The sequence below is a fragment of the Nonlabens ulvanivorans genome (assembly GCF_032922765.1).
In the GTDB taxonomy this organism is placed as follows: Bacteria; Bacteroidota; Bacteroidia; order Flavobacteriales; family Flavobacteriaceae; genus Nonlabens; species Nonlabens ulvanivorans.
Genome location: NZ_CP136694.1, coordinates 2,443,640 through 2,466,839, shown reverse-complemented (window position 1 = coordinate 2,466,839; position 23,200 = coordinate 2,443,640). Strand labels below are relative to the sequence as shown.

Annotated in this window: 23 protein-coding genes; 11 read left to right on the top strand and 12 right to left on the bottom strand. The window is 36.5% G+C overall.

The features are described 5' to 3' along the window. Positions 1 to 30: 30 nt before the first annotated feature. A complete protein-coding gene (locus R1T42_RS11130) occupies positions 31 to 2,094 on the bottom strand; it encodes an insulinase family protein (RefSeq protein WP_317290375.1) in 2,064 nt (687 codons plus the stop codon). Between the two features lie 7 nt (positions 2,095 to 2,101). Next, positions 2,102 to 3,823 (bottom strand): insulinase family protein, encoded by a 1,722-nt coding sequence (locus tag R1T42_RS11125; RefSeq protein ID WP_317290374.1) that lies wholly within the window; start codon positions 3,821 to 3,823, stop codon positions 2,102 to 2,104. A gap of 179 nt (positions 3,824 to 4,002) precedes the next feature. On the opposite strand from R1T42_RS11125, the gene R1T42_RS11120 reads away from it, so the two are divergent. From R1T42_RS11120 to rpmA, 3 genes are all read left to right on the top strand, one after another. Then, positions 4,003 to 4,485 (top strand): DUF4199 family protein, encoded by a 483-nt coding sequence (locus R1T42_RS11120; protein ID WP_317290373.1) that lies wholly within the window; start codon positions 4,003 to 4,005, stop codon positions 4,483 to 4,485. Between the two features lie 112 nt (positions 4,486 to 4,597). Next, positions 4,598 to 5,275, top strand: coding sequence for a 50S ribosomal protein L21 (rplU, locus tag R1T42_RS11115; RefSeq protein WP_042269104.1), 678 nt, complete (start codon positions 4,598 to 4,600; stop codon positions 5,273 to 5,275). 48 nt (positions 5,276 to 5,323) lie between these two features. Next, complete coding sequence (gene rpmA, locus R1T42_RS11110) at positions 5,324 to 5,584, top strand: 50S ribosomal protein L27 (protein WP_036583603.1); 261 nt, start codon at positions 5,324 to 5,326, stop codon at positions 5,582 to 5,584. Positions 5,585 to 5,674: 90 nt separating this feature from the next. Here the strand turns inward: rpmA and R1T42_RS11105 are convergent, their stop codons facing one another. From R1T42_RS11105 to ahcY, 3 genes are all read right to left on the bottom strand, one after another. Beyond that, positions 5,675 to 6,040 (bottom strand): hypothetical protein, encoded by a 366-nt coding sequence (locus tag R1T42_RS11105; protein WP_317290372.1) that lies wholly within the window; start codon positions 6,038 to 6,040, stop codon positions 5,675 to 5,677. Positions 6,041 to 6,163: 123 nt separating this feature from the next. Further along, the gene (locus R1T42_RS11100) at positions 6,164 to 6,379 is read right to left on the bottom strand and encodes a hypothetical protein (protein WP_036583607.1); all 216 of its coding nucleotides are present in this window, start codon (positions 6,377 to 6,379) and stop codon (positions 6,164 to 6,166) included. A gap of 109 nt (positions 6,380 to 6,488) precedes the next feature. Further along, complete coding sequence (ahcY, locus tag R1T42_RS11095; RefSeq protein WP_036583610.1) at positions 6,489 to 7,805, bottom strand: adenosylhomocysteinase; 1,317 nt, start codon at positions 7,803 to 7,805, stop codon at positions 6,489 to 6,491. A 114-nt stretch (positions 7,806 to 7,919) separates the two neighbouring features. Here ahcY and R1T42_RS11090 point away from each other — a divergent pair, with 114 nt between their 5' ends. The 8 genes from R1T42_RS11090 (at position 7,920) to R1T42_RS11055 (ending at position 13,318) form a co-directional block, all read left to right on the top strand. Beyond that, positions 7,920 to 8,555: a 4'-phosphopantetheinyl transferase family protein gene (locus tag R1T42_RS11090; protein WP_317290371.1), complete on the top strand. Its 636-nt coding sequence runs from the start codon at positions 7,920 to 7,922 to the stop codon at positions 8,553 to 8,555. Then, positions 8,548 to 9,276 (top strand): geranylgeranylglyceryl/heptaprenylglyceryl phosphate synthase, encoded by a 729-nt coding sequence (locus tag R1T42_RS11085; protein ID WP_317290370.1) that lies wholly within the window; start codon positions 8,548 to 8,550, stop codon positions 9,274 to 9,276. The genes R1T42_RS11090 and R1T42_RS11085 overlap by 8 nt, the downstream gene beginning before the upstream one ends. A gap of 9 nt (positions 9,277 to 9,285) precedes the next feature. Further along, complete coding sequence (locus R1T42_RS11080) at positions 9,286 to 9,546, top strand: hypothetical protein (RefSeq protein ID WP_317290369.1); 261 nt, start codon at positions 9,286 to 9,288, stop codon at positions 9,544 to 9,546. Next, positions 9,547 to 10,185: a nicotinamide riboside transporter PnuC gene (gene pnuC / locus R1T42_RS11075; RefSeq protein WP_317290368.1), complete on the top strand. Its 639-nt coding sequence runs from the start codon at positions 9,547 to 9,549 to the stop codon at positions 10,183 to 10,185. Next, positions 10,140 to 10,697 carry an ATP-binding protein gene (locus tag R1T42_RS11070; RefSeq protein WP_317290367.1) on the top strand — a complete coding sequence of 186 codons (558 nt, stop codon included), beginning with the start codon at positions 10,140 to 10,142 and terminating at the stop codon, positions 10,695 to 10,697. Before pnuC ends, R1T42_RS11070 begins: the two co-directional genes overlap by 46 nt. Then, positions 10,694 to 12,247 (top strand): DUF4301 family protein, encoded by a 1,554-nt coding sequence (locus R1T42_RS11065; protein ID WP_317290366.1) that lies wholly within the window; start codon positions 10,694 to 10,696, stop codon positions 12,245 to 12,247. The genes R1T42_RS11070 and R1T42_RS11065 overlap by 4 nt, the downstream gene beginning before the upstream one ends. Continuing rightward, entirely contained in the window at positions 12,248 to 12,646 is a 399-nt protein-coding gene (gene arfB / locus R1T42_RS11060) for an alternative ribosome rescue aminoacyl-tRNA hydrolase ArfB (protein ID WP_317290365.1), read from the top strand. A gap of 69 nt (positions 12,647 to 12,715) precedes the next feature. Then, positions 12,716 to 13,318, top strand: a complete 603-nt coding sequence (locus R1T42_RS11055; RefSeq protein WP_317290364.1) for a thioredoxin family protein — start codon at positions 12,716 to 12,718, stop codon at positions 13,316 to 13,318. A gap of 51 nt (positions 13,319 to 13,369) precedes the next feature. Here the strand turns inward: R1T42_RS11055 and R1T42_RS11050 are convergent, their stop codons facing one another. The 7 genes from R1T42_RS11050 to R1T42_RS11020 all read right to left on the bottom strand — a co-directional run bounded on the left by R1T42_RS11050 (position 13,370) and on the right by R1T42_RS11020 (position 23,139). Then, on the bottom strand, positions 13,370 to 18,244 hold the full coding sequence (locus tag R1T42_RS11050) for a DNA repair ATPase (RefSeq protein WP_317290363.1): 4,875 nt from the start codon (positions 18,242 to 18,244) through the stop codon (positions 13,370 to 13,372). A 135-nt stretch (positions 18,245 to 18,379) separates the two neighbouring features. After that, positions 18,380 to 20,452: a flotillin family protein gene (locus tag R1T42_RS11045; protein ID WP_042294990.1), complete on the bottom strand. Its 2,073-nt coding sequence runs from the start codon at positions 20,450 to 20,452 to the stop codon at positions 18,380 to 18,382. Positions 20,453 to 20,533: 81 nt separating this feature from the next. After that, positions 20,534 to 20,932, bottom strand: a complete 399-nt coding sequence (locus R1T42_RS11040; RefSeq protein ID WP_317290362.1) for a hypothetical protein — start codon at positions 20,930 to 20,932, stop codon at positions 20,534 to 20,536. Between the two features lie 3 nt (positions 20,933 to 20,935). Then, entirely contained in the window at positions 20,936 to 21,646 is a 711-nt protein-coding gene (locus tag R1T42_RS11035; protein WP_317290361.1) for an OB-fold-containig protein, read from the bottom strand. Between the two features lie 112 nt (positions 21,647 to 21,758). Then, positions 21,759 to 21,968, bottom strand: coding sequence for a zinc ribbon domain-containing protein (locus R1T42_RS11030; protein ID WP_081866592.1), 210 nt, complete (start codon positions 21,966 to 21,968; stop codon positions 21,759 to 21,761). Positions 21,969 to 21,970: 2 nt separating this feature from the next. Beyond that, positions 21,971 to 22,684 carry a PspA/IM30 family protein gene (locus tag R1T42_RS11025; protein WP_317290360.1) on the bottom strand — a complete coding sequence of 238 codons (714 nt, stop codon included), beginning with the start codon at positions 22,682 to 22,684 and terminating at the stop codon, positions 21,971 to 21,973. A gap of 59 nt (positions 22,685 to 22,743) precedes the next feature. Beyond that, positions 22,744 to 23,139: a type III secretion system chaperone family protein gene (locus tag R1T42_RS11020; RefSeq protein WP_036583655.1), complete on the bottom strand. Its 396-nt coding sequence runs from the start codon at positions 23,137 to 23,139 to the stop codon at positions 22,744 to 22,746. Positions 23,140 to 23,200: the final 61 nt, after the last annotated feature.

Below are 23,200 nucleotides of genomic sequence, written 5' to 3'. Positions count from 1 at the left end.
TTTCGCGAAAGCGTAGTAATCATACTCTTTCTAGAAATCAGAATCTTTTAATCCTGGATTTACTTTAAGGTCTTTTAATTCAAATGTAAGTTCACGTCCCATCATAGGAATTACCATTGAGGTAGGGAATTTTACACCAGCATATTCTTTAAACTCTGAGAATTGAGTTACTACTTTTGTTTCACCTTGTGGTGTCATGGTTGTAGTTTCAGTTCCTACTAAAAGGCCAGATTCTGTGTCATAAAAGGATTTCTTTAAATCATTCCATTTGATTACAAAAACATTGTGATCTCCTAATCTTTCTGCGCCATCTAGTGTAGCCATATCTGCATGGTACAATTCTGGGAAGAACATAGCTTCAGTCTTTACAGCTTCTAGCATGTCTCCAGAAAGCTCTTGAGTTTGTCCCATGCCGCTTACAGTACCTTTACCATCTTTATAGACTTGCTTATTTAATTCACGTCCACCCATTTTCATAACCATTACCCAGTTGTCGCCTTTTTGACTTTTAGTATCCATGATCACTTCTCCCATAGGAGATGTAAAAGCAGAGAATTGAGAGATGTCATTAATTTTCATAACAGCATCTTTTCCACCTATCGCCTTAATGTAATTATCAAGAACCGTTTGAGCTGTAAGTCCAGCAGGGATTTCTACCGTTGATGGACGCTCAGTTTCATTTGCATTTTTATCATAGAATTTGATAGGTACTGGTTGCCCGTTAAGAGTCATTTTTTCAAGCGGTTCAAGAATATCTCCAGCTTTACCTACAACAACTATACGTATGTTATCTGGGCTCAAAAATCTGTTTGCAACACGTTTTATGTCTTCTTTAGTTACTTTATTGATATTAGCAATAAAATTCTTGTAGAAGTCATTGTCTAGTTCATTTTTCTGAATTCTTATAGAGCGATCTGCAACTACAGATTTATCTTCTGAAGACATAATAAAGTTTCCTAAGAATTTAGCCTTGGCAGTTGCTAGCATCTCATCTTCTACAAACTCAGTACGTATTCTATTTAACTCTTTAAAAGTTTCTACAATGGCGCTATCAGTTACTTCATTACGGATTTTTGCACTTGCAGTAAAAGTACCTTTGTAATTTCTACCAGTACCTATATTTGAGCGTGCTCCATAAGTGTATCCATTCTTTTCACGCAAGTTCATATTTAAATAAGAGCCAAAAGAACCACCGAAAACATAGTTTGTTACTAAAGCCGCATAGTAATCTGGATCATTCATCTTCAAATCTGAAAGGCTGTAAATTGCCAGTTCTGTTTGAACCGCGTTAGGTACGTCAACTAAGTTAATTTGAGTTTGATCTACGTCGCTTAAAGTAGGTAATGTAGCTTCTGGAGCCATTCCTTTTTCCCATTTACCAAAGTATTTCTTAACCAGCTTTTTTGCTTCTTTTTTCTCAATATCTCCTGTGATTATTAAGTACCCGTTTGAAGGTTTGAAGTAAGCGGCATAGAAGTTCTTAACATCATCAAGTGTTACGTTGTTTACTGTTTCTTCGGTTGCAAATTCACCTGCTGGGTGATCTTTTCCATAAACTAATGCGCTACGTACTTTACCGGCTATAGCAGCAGCACTGTTCTCACCAGATTTTAATCCTTCTAATAATTGAGATTTTTCAAAATCTAATTCTTCTTGAGTGAAATTAGGTTTAAAAGCAGCTTCTGCAAAAAGTCCAAAAACGTCGTTCTTATACTTAGATAAACTAGCGGCAAAACCACCACCAGTTCCCACACTAATTCTTGCGCCTAAGAAATCTACTTGCTCGTTAAATTTCTCTTTAGCAGTTTCAGTAGATCCTTTTCCCATGATTGCTCCGGTTAAGGACTGTACACCAGCCTTATCACCTTCAAACACTGGTGGGTTATTTAGGTCTAAACTCATACTGAAGGTAGGTAGCTTCTTGTCAGTTACTACAAGTACTTTTAAACCGTTTTTAAGTTCAAATGTATATGGCTTACCTAGGTTTATTTCTGGTGTTGGGCCAGAAGTAGGCATTTGAGATCGGTCTATTTGTGCAATGGCACCAGCTCCTGTAAGGAGTAATACCATTAAAAATATAAATTGCTTTTTCATTGTTATATTATTTTTTAGTAATGGTAAATTCAGTTCTTCTAGACTGCTCATATTCTTCATCAGAACATGTTTTGCTTTCGCAATCTACTACTGGGTTTTCTTCTCCACGTCCTACAGCCTTTACTCTATTAGCAGTAACACCTTTTGAGATTAAGTATCCTTTAACTGCATCTGCACGTTTTTGAGATAAGGTTTTGTTGTAACTATCGCTACCTCTTGTGTCAGTGTAAGTTTCTGCAAGAATTTCCATGGTAGAATTCTTCATCATCATATTAACGATGCGATCTAGCTCTTTTGCAGCACTTTTAGTAATTGCTGCTTTATCGTTGTCAAAATAGATTTTGTTGATTTGTAGTTTATTGTCTACAACCTTTACCTCATCTGTTGCGGCAGCCATTTCTTCTTCTGTCGGTGCGCTACCAGCTAGATAATCTAACTCTAGTCTTTGATTAGGTTTCAAATACTTATTTGCAACTCTCTTAATGTCTTCACGTGTAATGCTTCTATAGATGTCTAATTCTTTATTGATTAAACCAGTATCGCCTTTTAACATATTGTAAGTGGCAAGTGAAGCTGCAATTCCTTCTACTCTAGAGTTTGAGCTTACAAATCTAGTTTCGAATTGATTTTGAAGTTTTTGATATTCTCTTTCAGAGATTAATTCTGTCTGAAGTTTTACGATTTCTTCATCCATCACTTTTGCAAGTTGGTCTAAAGAAACATCACCTTTAGAAAGAGCTCCCATTGTATAAGTACCATAATCTTGGTTAGACTGTGCAAATGCTAATACTTGTAAAGCTATTTGTTCTTCTTCAACCATTCTTTTTTGCATTCTTGAGCTCGCTCCACCAGTTAAAACAGAAGAGATGTAATCAAGTACATATGCATCACGATCTATAGATTTAGGAGTAATATAAGAGAAGATTTTAACAGGTATCTGGATATTAGCATCATACTCAGTTGCATAACGAGTTTCAGTTATAGGTGCCTCAATTACTGTCTTACGGACATTTCTTGGTGCTTTATTAGGGATAGGACCAAAATAGTCCTCAATCATTTTCTTAGTTTGATCAATATTGATATCACCAGCAACGACAAGAGTAGCGTTATTAGGGTTGTAATATTTGTCATTAAAGTCTTGGAATTCAGAAAGCTTTGCAGCATTTAAGTCTTTCATAGATCCTATAACACTTTGCCCGTATGGATGTGTTTTAAATAAGTGCTTATCAATACCAGTTCTGTAAATAATTGCTCCATATGGTGCATTATCGATACGCTGGCGCTTCTCTTCTTTCACGACTTCGTTTTGAGTATCTACACCTATTTGCTCAATTTTAGGATGCAACATACGCTCGCTTTCCATCCATAGACCCATTTCTAAATTGTTAGAAGGGAACGTCTCGTAGTAATAAGTGCGATCTTGAGTTGTGTTAGCATTATTGCTTCCACCATTTGCGCTTACAATGTCAAACCATTTCCCACGCTCAATGTTCTCTGTTCCTTCAAATAAAAGGTGTTCAAAAAAGTGAGCAAATCCTGTTCTGCCTGGATCCTCGTCTTTTGCACCTACTTGATACATAACTCCAGTTGTTACAACTGGCGCACTATTTTCTTGATGCAAGATTACATGCAATCCGTTAGGTAGGTCATACTCAACGTACTCCACTTCTTGTGCAAATCCCGACACAGCCATAAAAGCTGCTGCAAGACTTAAAACAATTTTTTTCATTTTGTGATTTTTACGATTGTTACTTTTAGTTAGTGTTTTTTCTATATGAAACGTTACAGTTTTCTTATAGAATTCTCAAAATTAGCCGTTAACTACCTATTTATGAGTTAAAGAAAGGTCAAATAAGCTGAGATATCTATGGAGTAGCCGTAATTTAAAATCAATCAAAATTTAATAACATGTTATTTTCAAAAAACACACTCAAAATATCCCTCAGTATTATCTTTCTTTTAATTGCATATTTCTTACTCATCGCCTCTATAGGTGTTGCAGATAAGGTCTATTTAAGTTTCCTTAACGCGCCCATCATGGCGATAGGTTTGTATTTTATAATAAGGAGCGTTTTTAAGTCCCAGCCAAATGATTTTAAATACATGGATGGTTTTTTATCTGGTCTAGCTAGTGGTTTTTTAATTTCTATTGTATTCACAGTTTTTATGGCGATTTATCTTTTTGAGATTAATCCAGATTTAGTTCAAGAGATGAGCGCTTCAATACCTTTAGCTTCAGGAACTGATGAAGTGGGATTGTTACTATTTATCTTTTTATCAGGCGTCTCTACCGCTATTGTGAGTTCTTTACTTATTATACCTATTTTTAAGCAATCGTGGAATACAAGAGGAATGAGGAATTCTCAAAAGCCTCTAAATCAGAATTCTTAGTTAAATACTGGTGAGATTTACGCTTTCGCGAAAGCGAATTTTAAAAAAGTTTGCTAATTACCAGAATAGCAGTATATTTGCGTCCATTTTTTAACAAAGTTAAATTACAATTATGTACGCAATCGTAGAGATAGCAGGGCAACAATTCAAGATCGAGAAAGATCAGAAGTTGTTTGTACATCGTTTACAAGAAGACGAAGGAGCAACAGTTTCCATCGATAAAGTTCTTCTTTTAGGCAATGACAACGACATCACTCTCGGCGCCCCAGCTATAGAAGGAGCATTTGCTGAAGCAAAAGTTCTGGGACACCTTAAAGGTGACAAAGTAATCGTTTTTAAGAAAAAACGTAGAAAAGGATACCGTAAGAAAAACGGACACCGTCAATCATTAACTGAAATTCAGATCTCTAGCATTTCTGCTACAGGCGGTAAGAAATCTGCTCCAAAAGCAGAAAAGAAAGCACCTGCAAAGAAAGCAGCTCCTGCAAAAGAAGCGGCTCCTGCAGCAGCTCCTAAGGCAGCAAAGAAGGCAACTTCTAAAGCAGATGATCTTAAGAAAGTTGAAGGTATTGGACCTAAGATTGCAAGCACTCTTAATGAGGCAGGTATAACAACCTTTGCAGAACTTGCAAAAACTGACGCTGCAAAGATTTCTGAAATCATAGCAGATGTACGTGGTAATCATATCACAGACTCATGGCCTATGCAAGCTCAAATGGCTGCAGATGGTAAGTGGGACGAATTAAAAAAATGGCAAGACGAAGCTAACGGCGGAGTTATGCCAAGCTAATTAAAGTAGAACACGATATTTTTATAAATATCCTTAAAATTTATAACCATGGCTCACAAAAAAGGAGTAGGTAGTTCGAAAAACGGAAGAGAATCTCATTCAAAACGCTTAGGTGTTAAGATTTTTGGTGGACAAGCAGCAATTGCTGGTAACATTCTTATTCGTCAGCGCGGTATGGAGCACCATCCAGGTGAAAACGTATATGCTGGTAAGGACTTTACATTACATGCAAAAGTAGACGGATTAGTGAAGTTTACTAAAAAAAGAAATAATAGATCTTACGTTTCTATCGTTCAGGCAGAAGCTTAAAAACTATTTTTTTACATTAAAAAATCCCAAGTTGCTTAAAGTGACTTGGGATTTTTATGTTCAATAAATTTTTAAAAACCGTTGTTTCGTCTATTTTATTAAGTCTTGTTTATTTAAAACAACAACTAATGAGTCGATAAATTCACGTTGTTTTAGTAATCCTTTATTTTCAATTTGTATGGTGTAAAAATCAGTAAGACTAGTTTTGTCTATCAAAGTAGTGTCTAATAAAGCATTAAGGCTCGTGGTTAATCTAGATACAGGCCAGTCCGTCATTTGTATCGAGTCCTTAGTGATTTTAAGTCCAGCATCTCCATATATTCCGCCAGCATTACCACCTTCTATAAAGCCCGATAGATTTGCCGTTTCAATCTCCTCACGCGGAAAATCTGTTGAACATGAAGTTATAACTATTGGTATAAGCAATATTGATAAATAGACACTTAAGTTTTTCATAAGTAAAAGAGTTTAAATATAAACGATATGATTAATGGTAAAGTATTTAATGAAAACAGCCAGTAAAAACACACTCTTTAAGGAGTATACTTTACTGGCTGCTATTTTATTGTCTAATAGGCCTTATGGTCTACCTTTCAATCTTTTCTCAATCTTCTGCTTTTTGGCAGTGAGACGTTTCATGAGATCCATGATCTCTTCGTCTTTGTTTTCTTTGTAAATATCATTTAAACCTAAGATTAAATCCTTTGCTCTTCTTGATGCGTGGACTCTATCGCTGGTTGACATATTACTCATTGTTTCAGTTTCAAAAGCTAATGCTTCTTCGATAATCTTCATAAATTGTTATTAATACGCTTTCACAAAAGCGTAGTTACAATATCCGCGCCATTTGCAAAAAGTGTTAAGTTAAAAAATAAAACTTAATACCCAAGCAAAAGGTTAAATATTAATATCTGTAATATTCTGGCTTGAAAGGTCCTTCAACCTCTACTCCTATATAATCTGCCTGATCTTTCTTAAGAACTGTAAGCTCTGCGCCCATTCTTGATAGGTGTAATGCTGCTACTTTTTCATCAAGATGTTTAGGTAACATATAAACTTCATTTTTATATGCATCTGCGTTAGTCCATAATTCGATTTGAGCAAGAGTCTGATTTGTAAAAGAGTTGCTCATTACAAAACTAGGGTGACCTGTTGCACAACCTAAGTTTACGAGACGACCTTCAGCTAGTAAGATGATATCTTTACCATCAATCGTATACTTGTCTACCTGTGGTTTGATTTCTACTTTAGAGCTACCGTAGTTCTCATTTAAGAAAGCAACGTCTATTTCATTATCAAAGTGACCAATGTTACAAACGATTACTTTATCGCGCATGCTTTTGAAATGCTCACCGCGTATAATGTCTTTATTTCCTGTAGTTGTAATAACAATATCTGCATTACCGACAACGTTCTCTAATTGCTTTACTTCAAAACCATCCATTACTGCTTGTAATGCACAAATTGGATCGATTTCAGTTACCGTAACGATAGAACCTGCGCCACGGAAAGAAGCTGCGGTACCTTTTCCAACATCACCATACCCACAAACTACAACACGCTTTCCAGCAAGCATCGTATCAGTTGCACGACGTACAGCGTCTACAGCACTCTCGCGACAACCGTATTTATTATCAAACTTAGACTTAGTTACAGAGTCATTTACATTGATAGCAGGCATAACCAGAGTACCATTCTTCATACGCTCATATAGTCTATGAACTCCTGTGGTTGTTTCCTCAGATAAACCATTAATTCCAGCTGCTAGTTCTGGGAATTCATCAAATACCATATTAGTTAAATCACCACCATCATCTAGTATCATGTTTAATGGCTTTCTATCTTCACCAAAGAATAACGTTTGTTCAATACACCAGTTGAATTCTTCTTCACTCATTCCTTTCCAAGCATATACTGGTATACCAGCAGCAGCAATTGCAGCAGCAGCATGATCTTGAGTTGAGAATATGTTACATGATGACCATGTTACGTCTGCGCCTAATGCAACTAGAGTCTCGATTAGTACAGCAGTCTGTATAGTCATGTGTAAACATCCAGCGATACGTGATCCTTTAAGTGGTTGTGATTCTTTATATTCTTCACGTAATGCCATAAGACCTGGCATTTCGGCTTCTGCAAGCTCTATTTCTAATCTTCCGTACTCAGCAAGAGTGATATCTTTTACTTTGTATGGAACGTATGGAATTGTGTTTGTACTCATAATGAATTTTAATATGTTAGCTTTATGTCGTTGATATGTTTAAAAATCAACAAATTAAAAGCTGTTATTTGCTTAAATTGCGGCTGCAAATTTACAAAAAACTAATCGATTCTCGTGCCTCTTTACAAAACCCTAACAAATAGAGAAAATACTACCGTATATGTCTGGAAGATAACTGAGTCTGAGGCGTGGTTGCGCACTGGACTGGAACTCTCTGAGAGCTCTATTAATAGATTATTTACTATGAGTTCTGAGTTGCACAGGCGTGGCTTCTTGAGTATAAGACATCTTTTGAGAGAAGCTGGTTACACAGATCAAAATCTGTATTACAATGTAGATGGTAAACCATACCTAGATGACGGTATGAATATATCCATAACGCATAGTTATGAATTCACGGCAATTATCATAAGTAATGAACCTGTAGGGATAGATATTGAGAAGTTACGAGATAAAATTAAGCGTATCGCTCCAAAGTTTATAGGCTATGAAGAAGAGTTTGTTACAGAACTAGAGGACGCTATAGAACCATTAACGGTAATTTGGGGTGCAAAAGAATCAATGTATAAACTTTATGGGACAAAAGGTCTTGGTTTTAAAGCGCATTGTTATGTAGAGCCTTTTGAAATGGATTTAAACCACACGATATCTAGAATAGTCTATAACGGAGATAACTTTAAGTATGATGTATATTTTCAACGATTAGAAAACTTTATGATGGCATATATACTTCCTGCTCATAATGCATAATGTTTTAAGAACGATAAAAGAAAGCCAGCGTACTATGGCGTTCTTGTTAGATCCAGAAAAAACAAGGATTGAAGATTTAGTAGAGACTTTTGATCACATTAATAATCTCAGAATTCTAATTCAAAAAGAGGTTGATGTCGAGTATTTTGTACTTTTCGTAGGTGGCAGCACAATGGTAAATGTAGATCTCGATAAGTGGATTACTGCTGCAAAAGAAATTATAAAGATACCGATCGTTATCTTTCCTGGATCACATCATCAACTTACCGAAAATGCTGATGGCTTGTTGTTTCTCAATTTAATTTCTGGAGACAATCCTGATTATTTAATAAGACAACAACGGCAGGCTGCTACACAGTTATTGAAAAGTAAGTTGGAAATCGTGCCGACAGGATATTTGTTAATCGATGGTGGTCATGAAAGTGCAGTGCAACGAGTTTCTCAAACCTTACCATTATCTCAGTACGATCCAGAATTTATAGTTCACACAGCATTTGCTGGCCAGTTAATGGGGAATCAATTGATTTATCTAGAGGCAGGTAGTGGTGCTATTACACCAGTAAATCCAGAAATCATAAAATCTGTAAAAAATCAGTTGCAGATTCCTTTAATAGTTGGCGGTGGCTTGCGATCTTTACAACAGCTAGAATCTAGCTATCTCGCTGGTGCTGATATGCTCGTTATTGGTACAGCAATTGAACAAAAAATTAATTGGAATTAAAAACTAACCATGAAAGCATCAATTGAATTAACTATGTCGCCATTACAAGACGACTATGAACAGCACATTATTGATTTCATCAAAACGCTTCGCGACTCAGAATTTACGGTATTGGAGAATCCGCTGGCGACTCAAATTTATGGGGATTTTGTGCCATTAATGCAGTTTTTAACTCGAGAAATGTCGAAAAGTATGGAACAAACTAAAGCTGTTTTATTCTATATGAAAGTAGTAAAGACAGATCGTAGTGATTATGAACCGTTTTTTTAGATGAGTGAGGTTATAGAATTTCTTTTTGGTCAGTACAGAGATTATAAGACTTCTCATATTGTATTAGAACTTATAATGGTGGTTGCATCTGTAATAAGTGTGTTGTATTCTAAACGCAATAATATTTTGGTTTTTCCTTTTGGAATAATTAGTACCTTGATATTTTCATATCTTTTATGGCAGTGGAATTTGTTAGGTGATATGGTGATTAATATTTATTACTTTATAATGAGTATTTATGGTTGGTACATCTGGACGCGCAAAATAGACGTTACTCATGAAACGCTAATTACTAGGGCTAGCAGGAATGAATGGCTTGTAAGTTTCCTGCTACTCATTGCTGCTGCCGTTGCTATCTTCTTTTTATACTTTTATACAGACAGGTTAGAGAGTACAGTTTCATATATAGATATGCTTACTACAGGAATTTTCTTTGCTGGTATGTGGTTAATGGCGCGTCGTAAGCTGGAGCATTGGATAGTTTTACTGGTTGGAAATGTCATATCAGTTCCGTTATATTTTTATAAAGGATACAGTTTCAGTGCACTACTTTATTTATTTCTCGCTATTATTGCTTACTACGGTTATTTAGAATGGAAAAAATACCTCAACAAGCAGCCTATTCTGGGAAAAGAATAGTTTTATATGGACCAGAAAGCACTGGTAAGAGTACGCTTTCGCGAAAGCTAGCTCAACATTACAATACTGTCTTAATAGAAGAATTTGCTAGAGAATATCTGCAGGTTAAATTTAACCATACTGGAGAAGTTTGTAGTTATGATGATATCTTACCTATTGCAATAGGTCAAAGAAATCTAGAAAACAATGCAGTAAGTAAAGCTCTGGATTATCTTTTCTGTGATACAGATGTGTTAGAAACCTATGTGTATTCTATGGCATATTTCAATCAGGCACCGCAAGAACTTATAAATGCTGTGGAAGAATCGTCATATGAGTTATATTTACTATTACAAGTAGACGTTCCTTGGACTCCAGATGATTTGCGAGACCGGCCAGAACGTCGAGAAGAAATGTTTGAGTTGTTTCTAGCGGCACTCAATAAGTTTAATAAGCCTTACAGAATTGTTGATGGGTTGGATACTCAAAGATTTGAAAATGCAATAAAGGCGATAGAAAATGAGTCTAAATGATCAAGTTTACTAAACAACAACTAGCGCAACTGGAAAGTAAAAATATCACTACAGATACGATCTTAAAGCAAATTGAGCGTTTTAAGATAGGATTTCCCGTTGTAAAGTTAGATCGACCAGCAGTGGTGTCAGATGGTATATTAAAACTTCACAATTCAGATCACTCTCGATATCAACGTTTGTATGAAGAAAGGCTTGATCATTTACAAATTCTCAAATTTGTTCCAGCTAGTGGTGCAGCAACTAGAATGTTTAAGTTTTTACACGAGTTTTTAAAGGATTTTGATCCGTGTGAAGATTCTATCAATTCTTTCATTAATAAAAATAGAGCACAAGAATTATTCACATTCTTTATTGCTATAGAAAAATTCCCGTTTTATGATGAGGTAATGACTTCATTAAGAACAACCTATAATGAGTGGCATGCAAAAGCAGATCGAGAGAAGAAAATTTTGTTTGTGAAACAAATGCTAGAAATAGATGGCCTTAATTATGGGAACATGCCTAAAGGTCTCGTACCATTTCACAGATACAAGGACCACAACACAACTGCATTTGAAGAGCATTTGTTTGAAGCTAGTATCTATGCTTCAACAAATAAACAGGCAAGACTACACTTTACAATTGCCGAGGACTTTAAAGATCATTTCAACGCCGAATTTGACCGGATTGAAAAAATAGTAGAATCTAAAACAGGTACAGAATTTGAAATTGAGTTTTCGCATCAAAAGTCGTCTACAGATACCATAGCTGTAGATTATAATAATCAACCTATAGTTACTGAAACTGGTGATCTTTTCTTCAGACCGTCTGGGCATGGAGCTTTATTAATGAATCTCAATGAACTTGATGCTGACATTATTTTTATAAAGAATATAGATAATGTTACTGTGTCATCGCTGGAGCAAGAGGTAGGCGATTATAAGAAATCACTAGCTGGTCTTTTATTAACCTTACAAGAGCAATGTTTTAAATATTTAAGACTTATCGATGAGAATAAAGTCGATGAAATTCTTAAAGCTGAGATAGAAGAGTTTTTAATGATACAATTAAGTGCTGTATTACCATCAGATTATAAAAAATATGCTAGAGAGTTTCAGCTTGAGTATTTATTTAATCGTCTTAATCGACCATTAAGGGTTTGTGGGATGGTAAAAAATGAAGGTGAGCCTGGTGGTGGGCCTTTTTGGGTATATAATCAGAAAGGCGAACTTTCTATAGAGATTATAGAAGGTGCGCAAATAGACAAAAGCAATACGCAGCAAGTAGCCATAGTAAATAAAAGTACGCACTTTAATCCAGTAGATTTAGTATGTGCCGTACGTGATTATAAAGGAGAGAAATTTAATCTGTTAGATTTTTGTGATGAGCAGACTGGCTTTATAACACATAAATCTAGATTAGGTATGGATATTAAAGCACAAGAACTTCCTGGTTTATGGAATGGAGGAATGGCGTATTGGAACAGTGTTTTTGTTGAAGTTCCTTTAATTACTTTCAATCCCGTTAAAACAGTTAATGACTTATTGAAACCGGCACACCAAAATTAGATGGATCTAGGTCAGCTACATAGAGAAGTAAATTACAAAGCTGTGGCGAGCAGTGGACCTGGTGGGCAACACGCTAATAAGGTTGCGACTAAAGTCTTGCTAGAATGGGATGCTGGTAAAAGCATTGCATTTACAGATGTAGAACATGAGCGTGTTTTATTAAAATTACAAAACCGATTGACAAAGGATGGTATATTGCAATTGAGTTGTCAAGATTCTAGAAGTCAATCTAGTAACAAAGAATTAGTTTTTAAACGTTTTATCGGGTTGCTTACTGGAGCTTTAGTAGTGAAAAAACTAAGAAAGAAAAGAACCACACCTAAATCCGTAAAGCGTAAGCGTTTAAACGATAAGAAAAAGCATAGTGAAAAGAAAGAAAGTAGACGCTTTAAATATTAGGGAATAATTTCACATAACCAGTGACATTTGTCATTTTATAGACCTTGTAAGCTGACTTACATTTGTATTATGGAATTACAACAGATAATAAAAGATGCCGCAGATAAGTCTATATCCTATGAGCAGTATAGAGCCTTTTTAGAGGCGCATACAGTAAATGGGACTAATAGTGGTAATGAGGTGACTGAAGTGCTCGCAGAGTATACTAAGCTTAACAACCAGCGCATGAAACGGTTGGATAAGACTTTGAAAATCTTACCAGAAAATCAGGAGTTTTTAGACTTTTTCAATAAAGATGTTTATTTTTTAATCATTACTGAAAGCTGGTGTGGTGATGCAGCCCAAACTATGCCCATGATGAATAAGGTAGCGCAAACTGCTGGTGTGGATTTTAAGGTGGTTTTACGTGACGAAAACCTGTTATTAATGGATCGGTTTTTAACAAATGGTGGTCGTGCTATTGCAAAACTTATTCTTGTAGATAAAAATACTGGCCTACCTGTGACAACATGGGGTCCTAGACCTACTAAAGCGACTCAACTTGTTGCAGATGAAAAAACTGCAAAAGGGGCACTTTCTCCAGAGTTTAAACAAGAACTTCAAAACTGGTATAATAAAGACAAAGGAAAGGATACTGAGAACGACCTTGTAGAGATGTTGAAGGCGGTTTAATACTATTAATTATCTAAAATCATCGGTCGTCAGTCGTCAACTAGTCTGTTTTTACTTAGACAATCCTTTCCTCAACACTTCTTTAATGCCTTCTAGATTTTCGGTGAAATCCATCATTTGACTCAGGACTTGAGACATCTGATTTTGTCCACCTAGGCCACTAAGCTTATTGTTCTTGGCAAAAATCCCTTTGATGTCTTCCCATCGTTGTTGCTCTTCTGGAGTGATGGTGTTGACGAGTTCTTTATACTTCAACAGGTTGGCTTCAGCAGCACTAGTTAAGGTTTGTGATTCACTTTCATAGTGCGATAATAAAAGCGTTTGCAACTCTTTATCGTCCATTATAGGAACTACCTTAGCGACCAGTTTATTCATATCACGGTAAGAACCTTGTAGTTTAAAACTAGGCTCAGTACGGTAAGTGTCTTCCATTCCAGCGCTTGCGATGTAGGTTTGGTTCACTTTAAGAACGGTATCACGTATTTTTAATACCTTCTCAAGCACAGCAACATAATCGGCTATTTCTTGATTGCTGTGGTTTCCTTTCAACTCATTATCACTTGCTCCGTTTTGAACACGATCTATAAGCGCATACACATCATCAAAATGCTTGTTACTCAATTGTTGCAATACAGGATTACTAGTCAGTGCATTTTCTACGAGACTCAATTCAAATAAATGAGCTGTATCACCTATAATATCACCTAGATTATAAATATCGGCACGGTTTGCGAGCATGTCTGGAATCTGGAATTTATCTCCACTTTCTGTATATGGATTTCCTGCCATAATCACGCAAAATTTCTTACTACGTAAATCATAGGTTTTAGGCTTACCGTTATAAACTCCTTCAATCTTACGTGTCCCATCAGACAGGCTGATGAATTTTTGTAAAAACTCAGGATTACAGTGCTGGATATCATCTAGGTATAACATCACATTATCACCCATTTCAAAAGCAAGATTTAGCTTTTTGAGTTCTTCTCTGGTCGCTGCATTGGTTGCCGCTTCTGGATCTACTGATGTAATTTCATGACCTATCGCTGGGCCATTTATTTTCATAAATATTAAGCCCAGTCTATTAGCCACATATTCCATCAAGGTCGTTTTACCATAACCTGGTGGCGAGATCAATAACAATAATCCCATGCGATCTGTACGTTTAGTGTCACCTACAGATCCTAGTTGTTTAGCTAGATTATCTCCTATTAATGGGAAATAAACTTGGTCAATCAACTTGTTACGTACAAAAGAACTCAATACTCTAGGCTTAAATTCTTCTAGTCTCAAGGATTCTTTAAGTTCTTCAGTAACCTGATGTTTTGCTTTTCTAAAAGTCTCATAAGCTGGAACTTTTATGTTTATAAAATGTTCTAAACTTGATGTAAAATCATGGTAATTGAATAAGAACTCACCTTCTGCAATCGTGCTGTGTGAACCTTTCAATCCACTAATCGTTTCACTGGGTGATATTGCCACGGTTTTATCAGCAGTTAATTCTCCGTAAAGAATGTTTGCCACACATTCATTAATATAGGGTAACAAGGCTTGTTTTGAGTCCGCTTTCGCGAAAGCAGAAACCCAATGCCTCACCAATTCCACTTTAGATAACTCGTCCTCACAAGCCTCTAGACTTTTCTTGAATTTTAAATCGGCATTTTGAGATTTTATCTTCTTCTCAAAAGCTTCCTTCAATTGAATAGCGCTCGTGCTCACCGTGAAGTGGTCGTTATCTTTTAATTCATTGAATAAGTAACTTGCGATTTGTAAACTGTCAGTGGAGTTAGACCAATTAAAAACCTCATCAGCCAGTTCCTCTACAATAAAATCATACTCCTTGCTATCCGGAAAAACAGATAGCACCTCGCCAGCACTTTTTAAAACTCTATTGAATTTAGTGCGTTGTGATTCCTCCATACTGTTCCAGAAAAACTGAGCATGAGCTCTTGTATTAGGATCATAAGTAAGCAATCCTAAATCGTGATGTTTATGTAATAAAACACCTAGAATTTGTGCCGCATCATGATCATGAACTCCTTTTACATAGCCACCAGAATAATTACCACTGGCAATTTCCTGGACATGACTTAACAAATTTTCTGGACTCATTAATCGTAGTTTCTCCTTATCTGCCTCATTAAAAATCGAGTAGGCTAGGTAAGAAGAACGATAGACTTGCCCGTTTTCTGAAACCAAATCCTGATTCCATATATCCATGGATTGAGTCAGGACTTCATTATGTAATTCCTGATAGAAATCTGTTCCTGTCAAGTGATAAAAAAGACCTTTGTCTTTGAAAACTATGGTTAGATCCAGTTGCTGTTTGTTAACACCAAATTTGTGTTTCCCCAACTTGATGATATTATCACCATCTTCATAGAGTTCATTTTTATCCTTGAGTTTCCTCAAGGCATCTTCACGAGCAACTTTAAGAGCTGTTTCTATAGCTTCGGCCTTTCCAGCGTCGTCCAGATCTTTCAATTGTGCGATGATATCTCGCACTTTATTGATCATTAAATCACTAGCAAAATAGCCATTGATTTCTGTAATACTATCCAGCGATTGTGCCCTTTTTTGAACACCTTTTAGAATACGCTCGGCAGCATTTTGAAATGCCATTGCCTTTTTATTGCGCGCTTCTACCAGACTACTTTTACGATTATCAAAAGCAGCGTAAACCTCTTCGCGCTTGCCTATAATCTCTGTAATGTACTCTTCATAATCGGCAAATTTCCCTTCTAACTCTTCTAGTTGTATAGAAACTTTGGTAAGAAACTCATCACACTTTTCTGGTGTGTTTGCAATGTCCAGATAATTGATAATACTCTGGTCAATCAGCTTTAACTGCGCGGCAAAATCGGCTTGCGCTTCTTTTTTACCTACGGTTTTTACTTTATTCTTAATCGCCGCTTTTACCTGATTGATAGTGGCAAAAATCAACGATATGTTCTCAATAATCTTAGTAGAGTGAGAAGTGTCTTCTATCTCTAGATTAGAAACGATGTCTATCAACAGCTCGAGATCTTCAGCAATTTGATTCACTTCTTTCTCAAGATTTTTAATCTCGATCACTTTTTTTGTGTCGTCTAGTGCATTTTGTTTTTCTGCAACAGCATCGTGATAAGGAGCGAGTGCTTTATCATCGAGTAAAAAAGTAACCGCACGACGTGAGATCACTTCATTTTGTTCTACGATTTGCTCCTCGATTCCTTTTATAAAATCGGTATCTACATAACGTATTTCATAAAGTCCTATCGCTTCACCTCGCAAACTGCGCAGCTGAGTCAGTAGCTCTACAAAATCATTGATAGACTTAAATGAGGTGCTTTTAATTTTACTGAAAAGCTCATCTGCCTTTTTAGAAATATCTCTAGTATCTGCAACTGCTTGTTTGCGCAGCTGTTTTACTTTCTCAAACTCGTCAATTGCTGCGTTAGACGCTTTGTTGATCTCGTTAAGAGGTAGATTAATTTGTTTAGTTTCTTCTTCAGGCAACCAGTAATAGGCATCTAGAATATCTTTTGAAGAACGTGCAATGTCATCATATAAACCACCATAACTATCTTCTTTGTTAAGAAGCGTGAGAAGCTCATTTGCCTGCGCCATAGCTTTAACAATATCCTTGTTACCTATCTTAAATAACATCGTGTCTTGATGCTCAGACGGCATTATATTACCTTTTAAATAAGGTGTTTGCCATATTTGCATCATGTGATGCTTGGTCTGTTCATCTTCGGTGCGGAAATAACACAACTCACCTTGTTCTAAAATCGTAAATCCATTACAAACGATAGGTGTCTTTACCGTTTGATCAATCACATTGTAAGACATCAAAACATACAATCCTTGTGCAGCATTGTAAAACACATACAAATGATCTTCACCATTAGGTGATGCGATTCTTTGTTGAAATTTTAATTTACCAGCATCGCTAGGGAATACGTTGTACTCTCCAGTTTGCAAGTAATAACCACTTGGGAAAATAATACCTTGATCATCTGGCAGCAATACTGCAGCCTCTGCAATACTATTGATGCGTTCTACTTCCTTAATCTTGTGGTTGTACACAAAATAACGAGGCTCTTCTTGAAACGGTTTTATTTCTAGAACAATCAGATTGCCTAAATCGGCATAACGATATTGTCCATCATCCAGTGTCTGGTCGCGGTGTTCTACGTCTTCGCGATAAATTCCCTGACCATCGTCGGTATTATCTTCAACCTTTATGGTTAAATCACCACCTATAGTTTCTACAAAAACCTTGTCTAGAATCGATACATGTCCATGCACACCAGCACGTTGATTATCGCGTCCAGCTTCTTTCCACTGGAAACCATATTGCGCTGGAAAACGATATTCATGCTCACTACGATTGTCTACATATTGTAAACCATCGTCTGTAATCAACCACTTAAAAGTCTTGATATCCGTAACAGAATCACTAAGTTGAAATACCATATGCAGGTAATTCCCCATAATCGCAAACTTGGAAAATATCGTGTTGCGATAGTATTTGTACAGATTTTCAAAATCAGTTTGAAAAATAGGATCTGTGATGAGGTTTTGTTTGTTCCCGCTTTCGCGAAAGCGTAACGCATCACCATCCACACCGTCACGATCAAACTCATAGATACTAAAAACATCGCTCAATTGCATCTCAGTGCGCAGTCCTAGATGCACGTTGTAACCAAAGATGCTGTATTTACCGATGGTCACGATATCACGGGCAATACAGTTATTTTCTGTATTCACGCGGTCGTTTGCAATCAGTCGTGTTTCTAGAGAACCGAAGATCTTTTTACGTTCTTCATTAAGCTCATTAAGTCGTTGCTGCAAGTCATTCTTTTGCTTGAGCAATCGGCTCTGGATGATCTCGTAAGTTCCTGAGTCTAGTTGTGTAGTGTTATTGGTGTTTTTTTCTGCCATTGAAAGTAAAGTCGAGGTTGATGGTTAATAATACCTCGCAGATTTTCAAAATCCGTGAGGTATTCAATAGGTATTGCGAATAGTCCGTTACCATTATTTACTGAGAAAGAATAGAGTAGCATTCAAAAAATATCCTTAGATATCTCCCAGCTTTTTACCAGAAAGTCCCATACCTTTTGCCATGTTCAACAAGTTGCTCAGCATGTTTTTCTCATCACCATCATTTGATTTACCGTGTAGGTTGTTCAAAATGTTTGCGATACTCAGGTTCTTGATGTCCTCAGAGCTGATGTTATACTTGTCTGCAAAGTCTTTTACTTTATCCAGTAAATTTCCCTTTACATCATCACTTCCTAAAATGGCATCTTTTACTTCAGATACTGTCTCAGAATGATTTACGAGTCTGTCATAACCTTTTGCCTTAGTGATTTGACCAATGATTTGTTCAAAGAACATAGTCTCGCCACCTACGATATCAATCTTAGCCGCTTTCAATGCATCTCCTATTACTTGCGCTTGTGCGTCTGCAATATCTTTTTGGATATTGATTTGTGCTAGGTCTACTTGAAGTTCCTTATCTAGACGTAGTTTAAACTCTTCATGTTCTTTACCTACACCATCTAGTTTCTTCATTGCTTCAGCTTTCTCTTCGATACCAGCAGCATCTGCAAGGGCTTTTTCTTTGATTACCTCAGCCTCTGCAAGTCCGTCCTTACGTTTAGCCTCAGCTTTTGCAGCGATACCGCTTGCTTCAGCCTCAGCTTTTTTCTGGATGATGAGTGCGTCTACAATACCTTGACGTTCGCTAGCCTCAGCTTTTGCATGCATTACTTGTGCTTCAGATAAACCTACAGTTGCTTCTTCTTTAGCTTGTGCTTCAGCAAGAATCTTACGAGCGTCTGCTTCTTTTTCACTAGCTTCTTTATGAGCAAGTGCTTCTATGTTGATTTCTTCAGCTTTTTGAACTGCAGCTTGTTTAGAAGCCTCTGCAGCCTTAGTTACCTTAATTAAATCATCTTGAGCTTTTGCTTCAGCATTTGTGATAGCAACTTGTTTAGCACGATCTGCAGTTTTGAAAGCCTCGATATCTTTCATGTTTTCTTGCTCTTCTACCACACCTTTTTCAAGCACCACGCGATCTCTAATGACATCTTGAATGTTCTTTTTCTCAACCTCTACTACTTTTTCTTTCTCGATTTGAGCTAGAGTCACGACTCTTTCTCTCTCGGTAAGTTCCAGCATGCGGTCTTTTTCCACACGTTCTGTTTCTACAGCGTTAGTACGTTGCTTATTTTTCTCTGCAATGATGATCTGACGTTGCATGTTTTCTTCAGCAACCTGAACTTTTTCTGTAGTAGCGATACGAGCTGTTTCTGACTTAAGTCTTTCTTCTTCAGCTACTTTTAGTGTTTCAGCATCTTCACGAGACTTGATGTTTGCAATCTCACGTTTTTGTTGCTCTTCTTTTTCGGCCAGTTGTTTATCTAGTTCTAGAATCGCTTCACGAGCTTCAACATCCTGCTTGCGTATTACCTTTTCCTCATCACGCTTGATCAGGTTTGCTTTAATGTTTTGTGCAGCAGTAAGATCTGTAATCTTCTTGATACCTTCAGCATCTAAGATATTGTCAGCTTTTAAATGAGAAACGCTGGTTTGCTCTAAGAAGTCAATCGCACAATCTTCAAGTGTGTAACCATTTAAGTCTGTACCGATAATGTCCACAATCTCATCACGAAACTCGCGACGTGCTTCATACAAATCGATAAATTCAAATTTCTTACCTACGGTTTTTAATGCTTCAGAGAACTTTGCTTCAAATAGGTCTTCAAGTGTCTCTTTACGAGATGCACGAGCTACACCTATGGTTTGAGCTACTTTTTTAATGTATTCTACTTCATTATTGACACGCACGAAAAACGCTACTTTAATATCGGCTCTCATGTTGTCTTTACAGATCAGTCCTTCTACGCCCATACGTTCAATCTGGATTTTCTTTACAGAAATATCCATAGTCTCCACACGGTGGAATACTGGTACGACATAAAGTCCTTTATCCGTAGCCACTTTAGTACCTCCAAAACCAGTACGCACCAGCGCCTGTCCTTGATGTACTTTTTTGTAAAACATCGCGATGATAGCGAAGTAAACAATTACAAGAAATAGAAAGATTCCTACTCCTGTTACAATGATTCCTAATGTTCCGTCCATAGTTTTTGTTTGGTTTATTTTTATTTTAAATTCTTAATTAATTAAATCTTCTTCGACAAGCTCAGACTGACATTTGTTATTTCAAAATATCCATGAAATAGCAGTAATAAGTCCAATAATGAAACAAATCGCTATTATCGTTAACAATAAATAAAGTCCTATTCCTAATAAATGAGTTTTCCATGAAGTTTTAGGTTCTTCTATTTCAATAGTTTCCCCATTCTTATTTGTTAACTCTACTGAATCGAATTGATGATGGGATTTTTTATCTATAAATTTATCATCAATATACCAGTACTCATAATCTTCTGTGACACTTATTTGCAAAAGCCTTGCTGCATATCTTCTCAATCCTTTTGGATTTGCTTTTATATATTTATAATCTTCATAATCAACATTGAAAAAACCTAGATAAGCATCTTCTTCTAGATTGTCTTCGTTAAGTTTTTCAATAAACAACTCTATCTCTTCCTTTTCCAATCTCTAAGCTTTACTCACTAAAAAATAGTTCTTATCATCGGATCGCTTGATGATGAGCACGCTTTCGCGAAAGCGTAATTCTGATCCATCTAAAGATTTTACATAGATACTCATTAAGTTACCATCTGCCATGACCTCTGCATTTCCTAATTTATCTCCAGAAATGGAAGATAAAAGTAAGGCTTCACGACCTAAAAAGTCTACTGCTTTGTCTCCATCTTTATTCAAGTTTTTGAAAAATGATTTGAAAGGTGTGGTGATTATTTTAGTCAGAATTAATGCTGGTATAAACGCCGCAAGTACGATTACAAATCCGAATGTGTTATCATAACTACCTGTGATTGATGTTGTAAGAACAGAAATCATCCACCAAAGGAAAATCCAAAACGTAAACGTAAACATGAACGGTAGACCTACAAAATTGAAATAGATCAAAAAGACTTGCCACCACTTGAGTTTACGAGTGCGTTTATTAACGACGTGCTCACGATCAACTTCAGCATTTGCAACGTCTTGGAAATCCATATTTCCTCCTTCAATACCAGTGTCTAGATCAACATCTGCATCGATATCTACGTCTACGTCCACATCGATGTCCAGGTCAAAATCGATACCTGAAATCATGGTAGCAAGCCAGTATAGAATGAGAATGATTAACAACACGGTAAGTGTGATGTTTACTTCAGAGAATAATATGTTGAAATAGTTTTCCAAGGTTGGTTAGTGTTTAATGGTTAAAAGCTAATGTCAAACTGAGCTTGTCGAAGTGCGACGCTAACAAAGTCAATCAACGATAAATCGTCTTCGACAGGCTCAGACTGACAATTTAACTCGTAAAGAAGTCAAAGATGTTACTCAATGCTCCTGTGCTGGCTTTATAAAATTCTGTGTATTTGCAACGAGTGCAAGCTACGTAAGAGAATTTCTTGTTCTGTACGTCAAAAATTTTTGAAAGCGTGCCGCCAGTAGCTCGCATTTCTCCAGTTTCATAATCGTGATGACCGCATTTGACACATTTATAATTTATGTTGCTCATCCTTATGCTTCATCTTTTTTGATTCCCAACTGTTCTTTGAGCTTTGCTAGATCATCGTCAAGTTTAGATTCCGTCATATCAGCAGCAGCATCGATTTCATCGTCTACCGACTTGGTTGTCTTTGCTAGATCTCCGTAAGCCTCCGCAAGCGCTTCGTCTTGTGCGACTTTTTCTTTCATACGCTCGAGCATGCTTACTGTTCCTGCGCTATCAAGTTCTGCCATTTGTTTATTGACATTTTTTGTTGCATCACTTACTTTAACACGTGCTTTCAACGTTTTAAGTTCGTTTTCCCAGTTGGTGATGTTTCCTTTGATGGTCTCAATGGTATCTTTTAATTGAGATACATTTTTATCAAACTTCTCCGTGTCAGCACTCGCACGGTTAGCGTGTTGTTGTGCTTCTTCCTTTTTTGCAAGTGCTTCTTTAGCCAGACGATCTGCTTCTTCTACTGCCATGTCGCCAGAATGTGCTTTTTTGAGAATCAGCATAGCTTTAGATTCATAGTCTTTAGCTTTGGATTCGTGTTCATCTCGCTCATTTTTAGAACGTATGGCTAGTGCTTTTACTTGCGCCATAGCTTCTACACTTTTATTTAGGTCTGCTTTCATGTCACGTATACCTTGCTCGGTCATGGTGATAGGATCTTCTAGATTATCAACTGCTTTGTTAGCTTGTGCTTCTCCTATTTTGAAAATTCTTTTAAATATGTTCATGATATTAGTTTTTTATGGCAGATGCAATCTGCCGTTACTTTTAGATGCATTGTATGCATCTAGTATTTTGAAAATTTGATAATTTGGTCAGAGTACTCACTCATTAATAAACTTAATGAGTTAAGAGTACCTTCTAACTCGTTAAGGTCTAGGTTTTCTATTTGTAAGGTATCTCTAAAGATGACTTTAGATCCACTTTCGTCTAGCACAAATGCGCCGTGAATGATATCGCGGTTTTTTTGTAAAAGACTTTTGAAAACTTCTTCATTCTTGTTATTGATTTTAAAAATGTATTGCTCCATGATTAAAATGGGTGGTGCTATTCCTAAAATCATATTTTTAACACCAGCGCTTTCTTTTTCAATCACTAGGATTCCGTCTTGCGGATTTTCTCTGATGATGTCAAAATCTAGCTGTAATAGGTATTCTTTAATAGTGCTGAAGTAATTATTCATAGGTTTTTATTGGTAGGTTTAATATTACGAAAAAGGAACTTCTTATCCCACTAAAATATGC